This is a genomic window from Bradyrhizobium sp. 147 (assembly GCF_023073935.1).
Lineage (GTDB): Bacteria > Pseudomonadota > Alphaproteobacteria > Rhizobiales > Xanthobacteraceae > Bradyrhizobium.
Genome location: NZ_JADPKL010000005.1, coordinates 25,502 through 40,064, shown reverse-complemented (window position 1 = coordinate 40,064; position 14,563 = coordinate 25,502). Strand labels below are relative to the sequence as shown.

The following is a 14,563-nucleotide window of genomic DNA, read 5'->3' as shown; positions in this document are numbered from 1 at the left end:
CCTATCTAGGTGGGAACGCGTGGCGGGGCAACCGGCAGCAGCACCTCGAACAGCGTCTTGCTGGCGATGGGATGGGCGCCCTCGAGCGCCAGCAGCCGTCGCTTGGAGATCACGCCGGCGTAGGGCGAGCGCCGGTCGGTGTAATTGCTGGCCTCCAGCACCCGGTAGCAGGGGACGATCAGCATGAACGGATTTTTCGCGATCGCCTGCGCCACCGAATGCGCGGCACCGGAGGCGCCCAGCGCCTTGGCAATCTCGTGATAAGTGCGCGTGTCCCCGCGCGGAATGGTGCAGGCGTATTCGTAGACGCGCCGGTTGAAACCGGGCACGCCGCCGGCGTCCAGGCTGACGTTGGAAAAATCGGGGTCGCTGCCCTGCAGCAGACCCACGATGCCCTCGATTGCAAGCTCGGCGTTTTTGGACGGCCGTTGCTCACGCGCCTCGGGATGGAGCGCAAAAATCCGGCGTCGGGTGTCGATCTCCCGCGCCTCCGGCAATTGCACGGCGACCACGCCGGTGCTGCTCCAGACGATGCCGCAGCGCCCTATGGCCGTGTCGAAGATCGCGTAACCACGCCCCACCATGCACACGCCCCACTCAGTGCACGTCTCCCCAGACACGAAATCATAACACCGCCACAATCCGGCGCACCTGGAATCTTGCCAAACCGTTAAGAAGCGTCAGGTTGCCTGCGCCAAAGCGCTTGGCGCGCGGCGCTGTCTCGGCTAATCAGGAGGTGCGCGAAGCACCCGCGCGCGGGCGTAGTTCAATGGTAGAACGGCAGCTTCCCAAGCTGCATACGAGGGTTCGATTCCCTTCGCCCGCTCCAGGCTTCAGTTCGGCAGGCTTCGCAGGAATTCCACGATCGCCGCGTTCACCTCCGCCGGCCGCTCCTGCTGCGTCCAATGTCCGCAGCCCGGCAGCATCTTGATCTCGCGCAGCTGCGGCACCCATTGTCTCATGTTGGCGAGATGCTCGGCGGCACCGGGAAAGGCAATGACCATGTCACGATCGCCGGCGATGAAGAGTGAGGGCACGGTCACCTTCACCCCCTCGAAGGCCGCCATCAGCTCCCAGTTGCGATCGATGTTACGGTAATAGTTGAGCGGCCCGCGAAACCCACTGCGGGCAAATTCGACGCCGTAATGGTCGAGGTCGGCGACGCTCAGCCATGAGGGGAGCGGCACCTGCACCTTCGGCAACATGCCATCCTTGCGCGAGACCATCCCGACGCCGACGGTCCTGCCGGCACGCTCGGCATTGGCGCGGATCGCCGCCGCCCCTTCGCCGGAACCGCCGAAGAGCATGGCGCCGAGCGTTGCGCGCGGATCCCGTTCGAACTCCGCTTCGGCGACACCGGGCTCCTGAAAGTACAGCTGATAGAACTGCGCATCCGCTGTCCGCGGCATGACGCTGGTCGGCCGCACGGGACTGCGCGGGCGATAGGGTACGCTGAGAATGGCAGCGGCACGGAAGCGATCGGGACGCAGGCGCGCCGTGTGCCAGGCGATTGTCGCGCCCCAATCATGCCCGACGATCACGGCGTCCTTCGCCTCGAACGCGTCGAGCACGCCGACGAGATCGCCGACCATGTGCAAGATCGTATACTGGTCGATCGCTTCGGGCCGGTCGCTCTTGCCATAGCCGCGCATGTCGGGCGCAACAGCGCGGTAGCCGGCCGCTGCCAGCGCGTCGAGCTGGTGGCGCCAGGAGTACCAGCCTTCCGGAAAGCCGTGGCAGAGCAGCACCATTGGCCCATCGCCCTGCTCGGCGACGTTGAGGCTGATACCGTTGGCCTTGATCGTCCGCTGCGTCGGCTCGCCCACGTCGCCTCCCGGTCGTGATTATGGGAAGCATCCTAATCGGGTGTCCTGGCTGCGCAAAGATTCTAATATATTGGACTGGCGCTCCCCGCATTCGCCTCTCGCCCGGCTTAGGTTGGTCGAGGCGGCATGCGGTCCTTGCACTGGGCAATGTTTGGATGAAGGCCGGGGCTGAAAAAAATGGACCAGCAGAAACTCGATCGCGCGATCGGCCGCCGCCTGAAGACGCTGCGGACCCAGGCCGGCATGACGTTGAACGAACTGGCGGCTCGGTCCGGCGTCAGCCGGGCCATGATCGGGCGGGTGGAGCGGGCGCAGAGCAGTGCGACGGCTGCGCTGCTCGGAAAACTCTGCGCAGCGCTCGACGTGTCGCTCAGCGATGTCGTTGCGCTGGCCGAGAAGCCGCCCGAGCGCTTGGTGCGACTTGCCGATCAGCCGCATTGGCGCGATCCCGACAGCGGCTATCGAAGGCGCCACGCCTCGCCGACCGATGCGGCGAGCGGGATCGAGATCATCGTCGTCGACCTGCCGGCCGGCGCGCGGGTGCCATACAGTCCCTGGGGCCGCAACGCGTTCACCCAACAGCTGTTGATGCTGGAGGGCGCCATCGCCGTGCATATCGACGCCAAGGCGGTGCGGTTGCGCGAGGGCGATTGTCTGGATTTCGACGTGATGCGCGCGGTGATTTTCGAGAACGAGACCTGGCAGGATGCGCGCTACGTTGTCATCACGCGGCGCGGCGCTTCCTACGGCAAGATGTGAGGGCACCGATGCGAGACCCTGGAGTGAGGCCCTGACGATGCACATCCGCCCCGGCGACACCTTTGATGCCCGCGTCATCGCGCTGCTCGATCACCACGTCACGGCGGCGCGGGCGCAGACCGCGCCCGGTAGCGCCCATGCACTTGATCTCTCCGGTCTTCGTGGACCCGACATCGCATTCTGGACCGGCTGGGACGGCGAGACACTGGTCGCCACCGGCGCGCTGAAGACGCTTTCGGCCGACCACGGCGAGGTGAAGTCGATGCACACGCTGCAGACCACGCGCCGGCGCGGCTTCGGCGGCCAGATGCTCCGCCACATCATCAGTGAAGCCCGCATGCGCGGCATGACGCGGCTCAGCCTGGAGACCGGCTCCTGGGATTATTTCAAACCCGCGCACGCCCTCTACCAGGCCCACGGCTTCGTCGCCTGCGGTCCATTCGAAGGCTATGTCGAGGATCCCAACAGCCTGTTCCTGACGCTGGATCTAACCACCAGCTGAGCCTGCCGACTGGCGCAAGGTGCATGCAGCCTCAACTTCTTCGCGTCTCCTCGATCTTGTCGAGCACGCGTTCGGGGGCGATGTCCCGGGCCGCTTCCTCCAGATCGCGCTTCGAGTCAGGTTTGACGTCGAGCCGCTCGGCGATCTGCGTGAGCAGGCGGGCAACCTTGGTCAGTTCATGCTCGGCGAGCAGGCTGATCTGGAGGTCGAGATCGGCGCGCTTGTCCGCGGCGGCGGTCATGCGGTTCTGCGAGATCAGCACGAAGGTGGAGAGGAAAATCGCTTCCACCGAGGCGATCATCGCCAGCACCACAAAACTCTCGTCCCAGGCCCGGATCCCTGGCAGCCAATTCAGGTTGGCGATGATCCAGAAACCAAATATGGCCAGGTGGAGATAAACAAACGGCATGCTGCCGGTGAAGGCCGTGATCGCGTCGGCGAGTTTTTCCTGGCCCGTCGCAGCCCGCTGCTCCCCACGCCGCCGCGCGACCAGCGCCTTGATGTTGCGCTCGAGCGTCGGGCTCAGGCCCTCGCCGGGATCATGGGTGATGTCGTTACGCACGCGGCGGCAACGGCCAATTGAAGGTCCTGTTCCTGGGAGGAGGGAGCCAAATGATTATCGTCCATCAAAATGAGTTGCGTACCTCAAAACACCTCTGCTAGCCTTCAGCCATGGCCGAGACGCTCACCCCGACTGCGCTGACGCTGAAGGATATCGCCCGCGAGGCCGGCGTCAGCCTCGCCACGGTCGACCGCGTCCTCCACAACCGCCCGGGCGTGCGCCCGGACACGGTGCGGCGCGTCAAGGCGGCGATCGAGCGCAATTCGTTCCAGCCGCACGTTGCCGCCGCCGAGCTCGCCCGCAGCCGCGCCCGGCGCTTCGCTTTCGTGATGCCGTCCGGCTCGAACCCGTTCATGCAGCAGATCGAAGCCTATCTCGGCGAAATGTCGGCCTGGCTGTCGGCCCGCCGCCTCAGCGTCGAGATGGTGGCGACCGACGTCTTCGACCCCTCCGCGCTCGCAGGCACGCTGGAGGCGCTATCGGGCGATTACGATGGCATCGCCGTGGTGGCGCTGGACCATCCGGGTGTCCGCGCCGCCATCAACGATCTCGTCGATGCCGGCGCCAAGGTGGTGACGCTGGTCTCGGACGTGCCGTCCTCGCGCCGCCATCATTATGTCGGCATCGACAACATCGCTGCGGGTCGCACCGCCGGCGCGCTGGTCGGGCGGCTGGTCGGCCAGAGGTTCGGCAAGGTCGCGATCGTCGCGGGCTCGCAGGGCCTGCGCGACCACGCCGAGCGCATCTTCGGCTTCAACCAGGTGATGGCGACGGAATTCCCGGATCTCAGCGTGCTGCCGGTGCTGGAAGGGCGCGACGAGGACGAGCGTTCGGAGCAAGTATTGGCGCGGCTGTTCGGCAGGCATGCTGACATTGTCGGCCTTTATAACGTCGGCGCCGGCACGCAAGGCGTCGCCAAGGCTTTGACCGATGCCGGCCGCGATAAGCAAGTGGTGTTCGTCGGGCATGACGTCACCGCGTTGACACGGCGGCTGCTGTTGCAGGGCGTGATGGATGCGGCGATCTCGCAGAACCCGGGCCATGAGGCGCGTGCTGCCGTGCGCGTTCTGCTCGCGCTCGCCCGCGGCGAGCCGATCTTGCGCGAACAGGAGAAGATCAGGATCGACATCGTGATGCGGGACAATCTGCCCTAGTGGCAGCTGGATTTCAAAATGGTCGGCAGCGGTGAATGCGACGTCAAGCTCGCGCACCGCGACAGGTAAAGGGAGGATGGCGTGTATCTCGGACTAGACATCGGCACGTCCGGTGTGAAAGCGGTGCTCGTGAGCGAAGCCGGCGCGATTGTCGCGACGGCCGCGCGCGAGCTTGCGCTGTCGCACCCGGCGCCGCTGTGGTCCGAGCAGGATCCGGACGCCTGGGTCGATGCGGCGATCGGCGCGGTGGACGATCTCGCCGCCCGCCATCCGCGCGAGGTCGCGCGGGTCGCCGGCATCGGGCTGTCGGGCCAAATGCACGGCGCGACGCTGCTTGGCGAGGATCGGCGGCCGCTGCGTTCCGCGATTCTCTGGAACGACGGCCGCTCGCACGCCGAATGCGCCATGCTGGAGCGGCGCTGTCCGTCGTTGCACGCGATCGGCGGCAATCTCGCCATGCCTGGCTTCACCGCGCCGAAGCTGCTCTGGGTGGCGCGGCATGAGCCAAAGATCTTCGATCGCGTCGCAAAGGTGCTGCTGCCCAAGGCCTATGTCCGCTATCGCCTCACCGGCGAAATGGTCGAGGATATGTCGGACGCCGCCGGCACGCTGTGGCTGGATGTTGGTCTGCGCCGCTGGTCGGCACTGTTGCTGCATGCCACCGGGCTCGATCTGCATCACATGCCGCGCCTGGTCGAGGGCAGCGAGGTGAGCGCGGTGCTTGCGTCGGAATACGCGCAGCGCTGGGGCATGACTGCGGATGTCGTGGTCGCCGGCGGCGCCGGCGACAATGCGGCGAGCGCGATCGGGCTTGGCGCGATCGCGCCGGGCAATGCCTTGCTGTCGCTGGGCACGTCGGGCGTGGTCTTCCGCGTTACCGACCGCTTCGCGCCGGCGCCGGCTTCGGCCGTGCATGCCTTCTGCCATGCGCTGCCCGGCCTCTGGCATCAGATGGGGGTGATGCTGTCGGCCGCGGCCTCGCTCGCCTGGCTGTCTGGCGTGATGGAGACTCCCGCCGCAGCGCTCTTGGCGCCGCTCGGCGAGCGTGTCGACGGGCCCAGCCCCGTCTCTTTCCTGCCGTATCTCGATGGCGAGCGTACGCCGCACAACGATGCCGCCGCCAGCGGCGCCTTTGTGGGCTTGCGCGGTGCGACCGGGCGATCGCAGATCGTCCAGGCCGTGCTCGAAGGCGTCGCCTTTGCCGCGCGCGACAATCTGGCCGCGCTGAGCGCGGCGAGTGGGCCGCTTGCTGAGCTCGATCTGGTCGGCGGTGGCTCGCGCTCGCCGCTGTGGGCGCAGATCTGCGCCGACGTGCTCGGCATTCCCGTTCATCGCGTTGAGGAAGGCGAAGTGGGCGCCGCGCTCGGCGCTGCGCGGCTCGGCCGTATCGCCGCGACCGGCGAGGACCCCGCAGCGGTCTGCAAACCCCCGCGGCGGCTCGCGAGCTTCACACCCCGCCCGTCCGTCACTGCGGCCTATGACGAGGCCTATCTGCGCTGGCGGGCGCTTTATCCTGCATTGAAGGAGACTGCCTGAGTGAACGCGTCAGCCAAATTCTTCGAGGCCAGCAGGCCTGTCGCCTTTGCCGGCAAAGATGCGGACAACACGCCCGCCTTCCGCTGGTACGACAAGGACCGCCTCGTGCATGGCCGCCGGCTGGAGGACCACTTACGATTTGCCGTCTGCTATTGGCATTCGTTCTGCTGGCCGGGCGCGGATCCCTTCGGCGGCGAGACCTTCCTGCGGCCCTGGCACCACGGCACCGATGCGATGGCGCTGGCGCGGGCGAAGGCCGATGTTGCCTTCGAGCTGTTCCGCCTGCTGGACGTGCCGTTCTTCACCTTCCACGACGTCGATGCGGCGCCGGAAGGCGCCTCGCTCAGCGAGTCCGTCGCCAATCTCAACGCGATTGCCGATCTGTTCGAGGCGAAGATGGCTTCCGCGAAGGTCCGTCTGCTCTGGGGCACGGCCAATCTGTTCACGCATCGTCGCTACATGGCGGGCGCCGCGACCAATCCGGACCCCGATATCTTCACCTATGCCGCCGGCCAGGTCCGCGCTGCGCTGGAGGTGACGCACCGGCTCGGCGGCCAGAATTACGTGCTATGGGGCGGGCGCGAGGGCTACGAGACGCTGCTCAACACCGATCTCAAGCGCGAGCTCGACCAGCTCGGCCGCTTCGTCTCGCTGGTGGTCGAGCACAAGCACAGAATAGGCTTCAAGGGGCCGATCCTGATCGAGCCCAAGCCGAAGGAGCCGACCAAGCATCAATACGATTTCGACGTCGCCACCTGTTACGGCTTCCTCGAGCGCTACGATCTCCTGAACGACGTCAAGCTCAACATCGAGCAGAACCACGCCATCCTCGCCGGTCACTCCTTCCATCACGAGGTTGCGCTCGCCGAGGCGCTCGGCGTATTCGGCTCGCTCGACGTCAACCGCGGCGACGATCTGCTCGGCTGGGACACCGACCAGTTCGCGATGAACGTGCCGGAGCTCGCCTTGGTGTTCCACGAGATCCTGAACCACGGCGGCTTCACCGCGGGCGGGCTCAATTTCGATGCCAAGATCAGGCGTCAGTCGATCGATCCCGACGATCTGATCCACGCCCATGTCGGCTCGATGGATGCCTGCGCGCGCGCCTTCCTTGCCGCCGCCGACATGCTCGACGCCGGCGTGCTCACCACACCGCTTGCCAAGCGCTACGAAGGATGGGCCAGGCCCGAGGGCCGGGCCATTCTCGGTGGCCAGCGTTCACTCGCCGATCTCGCCGACCGTGCGCTCGGCCCCGGCTTCGACCCGCAGCCGCGCTCGGGCCGGCAGGAATATCTGGAATCCCTGGTCAACCGTCATGTCTGAGGAAGGCCGCTGATGACAAGCGCTGAAGCAACGCCGGTGCTCGAGCTGACTGGCATCGGCAAGGAGTTCGGCGCGATCCGGGCACTGCATGACGTCGACATGCAGGTGTTCCCGGGCGAGGTCGTCGGCCTGATGGGCGACAACGGCGCCGGTAAGTCGACGCTGGTCAAGATCATCGCCGGCAATTTCCGCCCCAGCCATGGCGAGATCCGCTTTGCCGGCAGTGCGGTCCATTTCAACCGGCCGGTCGATGCCCGCGCCGTCGGCATTGAGGTCGTCTACCAGGACCTCGCGCTATCAGACAATCTGACCGCCGCCGCCAACGTCTTCCTCGGCCGCGAGCTGAAGCGCAAATTCGGACCCATTGCATTGCTCGACCACAAGGCGATGGCGGCGCGTGCGCTGGAGCTGTTCGGTGAATTGCGTTCGGAGACCCGCCCCGATGATCTCGTCAAGCAGATGTCGGGCGGCCAGCGCCAGGCGGTCGCGATCGCGCGGACGCGGCTCTCCAATGCGCGGCTGGTGATGATGGATGAGCCGACGGCCGCGATTTCGGTCCGCCAGGTCGAGCAGGTGCTCGGCCTGATCCACCGGCTGAAGGAGCAGGGTGTCGCCGTGATGCTGATTTCGCACCGCATGCCCGACGTGTTCGCGGTGTGCGACCGCGTGGTCGTCATGCGCCGCGGCGAAAAGCGCGCCGACAAGCCGATCCACCAGACCTCACCCGAGGAGGTCACCGCCCTGATCACCGGCGCGAAGGAGGCGGCGTGATGGCCATGCCTATGGAATCTCCGATCAGCTTCACCAATGTCGGCCGGATCAGATGGTGGCAGCGCGGCATCTTCGCGTCACAGACCGGCTATGTGCTGCTCGCTCTGGCGGTGTTGCTGGTGATCATGCATTTCGCCAGCCCGTACTTCTTCACCGAGGGCAACATGCAGAACGTGGCGAAGAACTTCTCCTTCATCGCCATTGCCACGCTGGGCGTGACCTTCGTGATCATCACCGGCGGCATCGACCTCTCGGTCGGCTCGATGATGTGCTTCTCCGCCATGATCACCTCGATGGTGATGACCGAATTGTCGGCGCCCGGCTCGCCGGCAGGCGCGCTGTTCGTGCACATGGCGGCCGACGGCAAGACCGTGCTCGCCAACGTGCCGGGGCTGATCCTGCTGGTCTCGATCCTCGCCGGCCTCGGCGTCGCGCTGGTCGCCGGGCTCGTCAACGGCTTCTGCATCGCCGTGCTCGGCCTGTCGCCGTTCGTGACCACGCTCGGCATGCTCTCGATCGTACGCGGGCTCGGCTACGTCGTCTCCAACGGCCGTGGCAGTTTTCCGGGCGGACCGGATGCAGATTATTTCTATGCGCTCACCTCCGGCGACGTGCTTGGCGTGCCCGTGCCTTTCATCTATCTGGTGATCCTCGCGCTGGCGATGGCCGTGGTGCTGCACCATACCTCGTTCGGCCGCCACGTCTTCGCGCTCGGTGGCAACGAGAAGGCGGCCGAGCTCACCGGCATTCCGGTGGTGCGGGTGAAGATCGAGGTCTACGTGATCTGCGCGCTCGCCGCGGGGCTCCAGGGCATCATCATCTCCGGCTGGCTTGGATCGGCGCCGGCCAACATGGCGACGTCCTACGAGCTCAACGTGATTGCGGCGGCCGTGATCGGTGGCGCCAATCTCGCCGGCGGCATCGGCGGTCCGTTGGGGGCCATCGTCGGCTGCGTGCTGCTGGAGGTGATCCGCAACGGCCTCGTGCTGGCGCAAGTCAGCTCCTACTGGCAGCAGACGCTGGTGGGCGTGATCATCATCCTGGCCGTGCTGGTCGATCGCATCCGCTCGCGGATGATCTGACGTGACGTCGTTCCGGGGAGGCAACGAAAATGCCGCCTGTCCGCTTCCCGGACGAATCTCGAAAGGATGGGCGCAAGAGAAGGGTGGAGGAGACAATGAGGAAACTTCTTCTTGCCGGCATCACCGTTGCCATGATGGCGACGCCGGCGTTCGCTGCGAATTACCGCTTCGTCATCGTGCCCAAAGCGATGAACAATCCGTTCTTCGACTTCGCGCGCGACGGTTGCCTGAAGCGCGCCAAGGAGCTCGGCAACATCGAGTGCATCTACAAGGGTCCGGTCGAGCATGAGCCAGCGACGCAGGCCCAGATCATCCAGGACTTCATCACGCAGAAGGTCGACGGTCTCGCCATCTCGGTCGCCGACGTCGCGGCAATGACCAAGTCGATCGAGGCGGCGACCGCGGCCGGCATCCCCGTCATCACCTTCGATGCCGATGCACCGGGCTCCAAGCGCATTGCCTATATCGGCACCAACAACAAGGAGTTCGGTGTCGCGCTCGGCAAGCAGTTGCTGAAAATGCGGCCCGAGGGCGGCAAATATGCGATGGTTTCGGGTGGTCCCGGCGCCAAGAACCTCGCCGAGCGCGTCGACGGCGTGCGCGAGGCTCTGAAGGGCTCGAAATGGACCGAAGTTGCGGGCTCGCCGACCTTCTGCAACGACGATCCCGCGCTCGCGGTCCAGCAGATGACGGACATGCGCACCGCAACGCCCGATCTCGCCGCCATCGTTCCCATCGGCGGCTGGCCGATGTTCGCGCCTGAAGGCTTCAAGGCGTTCGCCTCCAGGAACAAGAAGGACATCGACTCCGGCAAGTTCACGCTGGTGGTCGCCGATACGCTCAAGATGCAGCTTGAGCTCCTGCGCGACGGCTATGCCAATGCGCTGGTCGGCCAGCGCCCGTTCGAGATGGGCGAGAAGGCGATGGACACGCTGCTCGCCATCAAGAAGGGCGAGAAGGTGCCGGAGATCGTCTACACCGGTCTCGATCTCGTGACCAAGGACAACGTGGCACAGATGTTGAAGTAGGAGCGCGCCGCCAGCCCCGCGCTCCTGCGCGCCTCCCCCGCTTGCGGTTTCCGCGAGCGGGGGAGATGATTTGGGCCGCTGGAAAGACGACTCTTGGAAGGCAATGGAATGAAACGGTCGCGCCTCGGCTCTCTCGACGTCACCTCGATCGGCCTCGGCTCCGCCCCGCTCGGCGGATTGTTCGCACCCGTCAGCGATGCCGATGCGCAAGCGACGGTCGCGCGTGCCTGGTCGCTCGGGATCCGCTTCTTCGATACCGCGCCGCTTTACGGCTTTGGCCTGGCCGAGCGGCGGCTCGGCGCGTTCCTGCGGCAGCAGCCGCGTGAGTCCTATGCGATCTCGACCAAGGTCGGGCGTCTTTTGCGCGCGCCCGAGGGCGCCGCCGCCGAGGACGAGCACTACAAGGGCACGCCGCGTGAGCGGCCGGTGTTCGATTTCAGCTATGACGGCGTGATGCGTTCGCTGGAGGAAAGCCTCGCCAGGCTCTGGCTCGATCGCATCGACGTCCTGCTCGTGCATGATCCCGACGACCACTATGACGATGCCGTCAGCGGTGCCTTCCGCGCGCTGCAGCGTCTGCGCGAGGACGGCACGGTCAAGGCGATCGGCGCAGGCATGAACCAGTCGGAAATGCTGGTCCGCTTCGCCGACGCCGTGCCGGTCGACTGCTTCCTGCTCGCCGGCCGCTACACGCTGCTCGACCAGGGCGCGCTGGATGCGCTGTTTCCGGCCTGCCAGGCCAGGAACATCGGCATCCTGCTCGGCGGCGTCTACAACAGCGGCATCTTGGCCAATCCGCACACGAGCGCGAAGTTCAATTATCAGGATGCTGACGCGGCGCTTGTCGCGCGTGCGCTGGAGCTCGACGCGCTCTGTCGCAAGCACGGCACCGAGCTAAAGGCCGCGGCGCTGCAGTTCTGCATGGCCCACCCGGCCGTGACCGTCACGGTGATGGGCGCGCGCAATGCCGCGGAGGCGGCCGAGAACATCGCGATGTCGGAGGCTGCGGTGCCGCAGGCCTTCTGGCAGGAGCTGCGCGCGCGAAACCTCGTCGATGCGCGGGCGCCGCTGCCGGGCGGAGCGTGAGCCATGATCATCGACGGTCACCAGCATTTCTGGGATCCGGCGCGTGCCGACTATCCCTGGATGGACGCGGACGAGCTCACACCGATCCGCCGCGCCTTCGGCCCTGGCGATCTTGCGCCGCTGCTGAAGGCAAACGGCATCGATGCGAGCATCCTGGTGCAGTGCCGCTCCGCGCTCGAGGAGACCGAGGAGTTCCTGCGCATCGCGCATGCGACGCCCTTTGTCATAGGTGTCGTTGGCTGGGCTGATCTGACCGACGGCGCGCTTGACGAAACGCTCGATCGACTGCGCGCTGCGCCGGGTGGCGACAAGCTGGTGGGCATTCGTCACCAGGTCCACGATGAAGCCGATCCGGATTGGTTACTCCGCGAAGACGTCCAGCGCGGCCTTACCGCGGTGTTCGCCCGCGATCTCACCTACGACTTCCTCGTCCGCACCCGCGAGTTGCCGGCTGCTATCGCGACTGCGCAGGCCTTCCCACAAGCACGCTTCGTGCTCGACCACGCCGCCAAGCCGCCGATCGCTGATGGCGCAAGCGACGAATGGGCCGATGGCATCGCGGCGCTGGCCGCTTGCGGCAATGTCTGGTGCAAGATTTCGGGCTTGGCGACGGAAGCAGTCTGGAGCGATTGGAATGCGGAGCGTCTGTTTCCGTTCGTTCAGCATGCCGCGACATGCTTTGGCGAGGATCGGGTGATCTTCGGCTCGGACTGGCCGGTGTGTCTGCTTGCGGGGAGCTACGGCGAGATCAAGGGTGCGCTGGAGGCGTGCCTGATGAGGTTGGGCGCACACGTGCGCGAGAAGGCGCTCGGTGTGAATGCGAAGGCTGCGTATCGGTTGGCTTGACTGTTCAGTCGAGGGTTGCGCTCTTTCCCTCTCCCCTTGTGGGCCCCCTTGTGGGAGAGGGTGGCTCGCCGCGTAGCGGCGAGACGGGCGAGGGGTATCTCTCCGCGCACGACCCTCAAGCAGCAAGGATCGCGGAAGGAACCCCTCATCCGGCGCTTCGCGCCACCTTCTCCCACAAGGGGAGAAGGAAGAAGGCAGCGTGCCCGCCCTTCACGCGCCGGCTGGCACCTGATCCAGAAATCCCGTCACGCTCCTAATCCGGCCGTCCTTTAGGACGGCAAAATCCGTTCCCTTGATCGGGCTGTCGACGCCGTCAGGACCAAGTCCCCACGCGAAGCGCACATGGTCGCCGTAGCCGTTGGGCTCGCCGATCAGCTTGAAGGTGAAATCGGGAAAGCGCTGCTGCACGCCTGCGATCAGCGCGTCGATCCCGTCCTGGCCGTCGCCCTTCATCAGGGGATCGACATAGCTCGCATCCGCTGTCCAGTCTTGGCTGAGCAGTTCGCGCCGGCGGCCGGCGGCGCGTTCGTTCCAGAGTTCGATGTAGCGGCGGGCGATGGTGTTGGGATCGGTCATGATGTTCTCCTTCGACAATGCCGTGTTGGCTGACCGTAACTATCGAAGGAATGCGCGCGCCGATCGATTACCTCGGAGGTCATCGGCGCACGCATAATCTCATGCAGCCGTCACTTCGCCGCGGTCACCATGATCTCTACGGTGTATTGCGGCGCCGCCAGCTTGGCTTCGACGGTGGCGCGGGCCGGCGTGTTGCCAGGCGAGACCCAGGCGTCCCACACCGCGTTCATCTCGCCGAACGTTTTCATGTCGGTGATGTAGATCGTGGCCGAGAGCAGCTTCGATTTGTCGGTGCCGGCCTTGGCGAGGTGGCCGTCGATGGTCGCCAGGATGTCCTGGGTCTGCTTCGTCACGCTTTCGCCGGCAGCCTTGTTGGCGACGACGCCGGCGAGATAGACGGTGTTGCCGTGCACGACAACCTGGCTCATGCGCGGGCCGGTTTCAAAACGCTGAATGCTCATCTGGGATCTCCTGGTGGAAGGGCGGCCCTGTCTAGCCCAGCGATTCGCGCTGTGCCAGCCCGGGCACGCATGCGTTGCCAGACCCGCATGCGTTGCCCAGGCACGCATGCGTTGCCTGCGGCGATGCGCCGCTCAGCGAAACTGGCTGAAGAAAGCCCAGATCGTCTCGGCGCCGTCGATGTCACTGTTCTGTGGCCCGAGCAGGCCGGTCGCGACTTTCGGGAAACGCGCGTCAGGGGCAAATCCGGGCATGCGATGGCCGCCTCGATTGACGCGATAGAGCACGACGTCGTGTCCGGCCGGACAACGTGAGGAAATCTGCGTCACGGTGGATTGGTCGGTGGGACTTCTGTCGGGCAGGTCGGCTTCGGTCAACTCATCCGCGTCGCAGCCATTGAGCTTGCGCCAGAACGCCAGCGTCTCGTCGGTCGACCAGAACCCGTCTGCGGCATAATAGCCCGATCCGCGTCCACCTTCATAGGGCACCAGCGGGTCGGCCGTGCCGTTCATGATCAGGATCGGCAGCGGCCGTGACGGATGGCACGTGATAGCAGCCTCATCGGTGAGATTCATGATCACGCTCGCAGCTGCCGCGAACAGATCGGCGCGGGCGCAAGCCAGCGTCATCGCCATGGCGCCGCCGTTGGAGATGCCCGTCACGTAGACACGCTTTGCATCGGCGGTGCCGTCGGCCACCAGCTTCTCGACGAGCTTTGCGATAAACGCGACGTCATCGGTGCCCTCGGGCGGGCCGCGGAGCGCGGGTCCCGCCTTGGTCCTCGCATCGGCCCAGGCGTGGTTGAGTCCGTCCGGAAAGACAACGGCGAGGCCCTCGCGCCTGGCAAGCTGCGGCCACGCCGTCCGCGCGACCATGTCGGCACCGCGCTGGGTCTTGCCATGCAACACGACAACTAGCGGGGCAGGCTTTTTCGCCGGCAGCAGCGCGGTGTAGGAGCGCTTCACGCCGTTGACGTCGACCGTATCGGCAGACGCCGCCGTGACGGCGGTGAGTGCCACCAGGAACGCCCCGATATGCATCCACCGCCGCATG

16 protein-coding genes and 1 tRNA gene are annotated in these 14,563 nt (G+C 65.9%); 11 read left to right on the top strand and 6 right to left on the bottom strand.

Annotated elements, in window-relative coordinates:
- Nucleotides 1-5 precede the first annotated feature (5 nt).
- Entirely contained in the window at nt 6-584 is a 579-nt protein-coding gene (locus IVA87_RS00880; RefSeq protein ID WP_247332376.1) for a methylated-DNA--[protein]-cysteine S-methyltransferase, read from the bottom strand.
- 171 nt (nt 585-755) lie between these two features.
- Between IVA87_RS00880 and IVA87_RS00875 the strand changes: the two genes are divergently transcribed.
- A tRNA-Gly gene (locus tag IVA87_RS00875) sits at nt 756-829 on the top strand.
- A 4-nt stretch (nt 830-833) separates the two neighbouring features.
- Here IVA87_RS00875 and IVA87_RS00870 read toward each other — a convergent pair.
- A complete protein-coding gene (locus tag IVA87_RS00870) occupies nt 834-1,826 on the bottom strand; it encodes an alpha/beta hydrolase (RefSeq protein ID WP_247307785.1) in 993 nt (330 codons plus the stop codon).
- A 177-nt stretch (nt 1,827-2,003) separates the two neighbouring features.
- On the opposite strand from IVA87_RS00870, the gene IVA87_RS00865 reads away from it, so the two are divergent.
- Complete coding sequence (locus IVA87_RS00865) at nt 2,004-2,585, top strand: XRE family transcriptional regulator (RefSeq protein WP_247332371.1); 582 nt, start codon at nt 2,004-2,006, stop codon at nt 2,583-2,585.
- A 37-nt stretch (nt 2,586-2,622) separates the two neighbouring features.
- On the top strand, nt 2,623-3,087 hold the full coding sequence (locus tag IVA87_RS00860) for a GNAT family N-acetyltransferase (RefSeq protein WP_247332368.1): 465 nt from the start codon (nt 2,623-2,625) through the stop codon (nt 3,085-3,087).
- Nucleotides 3,088-3,118: 31 nt separating this feature from the next.
- On the opposite strand, the gene IVA87_RS00855 is transcribed toward IVA87_RS00860, so the two are convergent.
- Nucleotides 3,119-3,649 (bottom strand): DUF1003 domain-containing protein, encoded by a 531-nt coding sequence (locus IVA87_RS00855; RefSeq protein ID WP_247307789.1) that lies wholly within the window; start codon nt 3,647-3,649, stop codon nt 3,119-3,121.
- A gap of 110 nt (nt 3,650-3,759) precedes the next feature.
- Here IVA87_RS00855 and IVA87_RS00850 point away from each other — a divergent pair, with 110 nt between their 5' ends.
- The 8 genes from IVA87_RS00850 to IVA87_RS00815 all read left to right on the top strand — a co-directional run bounded on the left by IVA87_RS00850 (nt 3,760) and on the right by IVA87_RS00815 (nt 12,475).
- On the top strand, nt 3,760-4,803 hold the full coding sequence (locus IVA87_RS00850; RefSeq protein WP_247307790.1) for a LacI family DNA-binding transcriptional regulator: 1,044 nt from the start codon (nt 3,760-3,762) through the stop codon (nt 4,801-4,803).
- Nucleotides 4,804-4,884: 81 nt separating this feature from the next.
- Nucleotides 4,885-6,339, top strand: coding sequence for a xylulokinase (xylB, locus tag IVA87_RS00845; RefSeq protein WP_247332365.1), 1,455 nt, complete (start codon nt 4,885-4,887; stop codon nt 6,337-6,339).
- Nucleotides 6,340-7,662, top strand: coding sequence for a xylose isomerase (gene xylA / locus IVA87_RS00840; RefSeq protein ID WP_247307792.1), 1,323 nt, complete (start codon nt 6,340-6,342; stop codon nt 7,660-7,662).
- A 12-nt stretch (nt 7,663-7,674) separates the two neighbouring features.
- Nucleotides 7,675-8,433, top strand: a complete 759-nt coding sequence (locus IVA87_RS00835; RefSeq protein ID WP_247307794.1) for an ATP-binding cassette domain-containing protein — start codon at nt 7,675-7,677, stop codon at nt 8,431-8,433.
- Nucleotides 8,433-9,515 (top strand): ABC transporter permease, encoded by a 1,083-nt coding sequence (locus IVA87_RS00830; protein WP_247307797.1) that lies wholly within the window; start codon nt 8,433-8,435, stop codon nt 9,513-9,515. Before IVA87_RS00835 ends, IVA87_RS00830 begins: the two co-directional genes overlap by 1 nt.
- 95 nt (nt 9,516-9,610) lie before the next feature.
- Nucleotides 9,611-10,543, top strand: coding sequence for a sugar-binding protein (locus tag IVA87_RS00825; RefSeq protein ID WP_247307798.1), 933 nt, complete (start codon nt 9,611-9,613; stop codon nt 10,541-10,543).
- A 108-nt stretch (nt 10,544-10,651) separates the two neighbouring features.
- A complete protein-coding gene (locus IVA87_RS00820; protein ID WP_247307800.1) occupies nt 10,652-11,629 on the top strand; it encodes an aldo/keto reductase in 978 nt (325 codons plus the stop codon).
- 3 nt (nt 11,630-11,632) lie between these two features.
- Entirely contained in the window at nt 11,633-12,475 is an 843-nt protein-coding gene (locus IVA87_RS00815; RefSeq protein ID WP_247307801.1) for an amidohydrolase family protein, read from the top strand.
- A 210-nt stretch (nt 12,476-12,685) separates the two neighbouring features.
- On the opposite strand, the gene IVA87_RS00810 is transcribed toward IVA87_RS00815, so the two are convergent.
- The 3 genes from IVA87_RS00810 to IVA87_RS00800 form a co-directional block, all read right to left on the bottom strand.
- Nucleotides 12,686-13,051 carry a nuclear transport factor 2 family protein gene (locus IVA87_RS00810; protein ID WP_247307803.1) on the bottom strand — a complete coding sequence of 122 codons (366 nt, stop codon included), beginning with the start codon at nt 13,049-13,051 and terminating at the stop codon, nt 12,686-12,688.
- Nucleotides 13,052-13,161: 110 nt separating this feature from the next.
- Nucleotides 13,162-13,512, bottom strand: a complete 351-nt coding sequence (locus IVA87_RS00805; protein ID WP_027575148.1) for a RidA family protein — start codon at nt 13,510-13,512, stop codon at nt 13,162-13,164.
- A 132-nt stretch (nt 13,513-13,644) separates the two neighbouring features.
- Nucleotides 13,645-14,562, bottom strand: a complete 918-nt coding sequence (locus IVA87_RS00800; RefSeq protein ID WP_247307805.1) for a PHB depolymerase family esterase — start codon at nt 14,560-14,562, stop codon at nt 13,645-13,647.
- Nucleotide 14,563 lies beyond the last annotated feature (1 nt).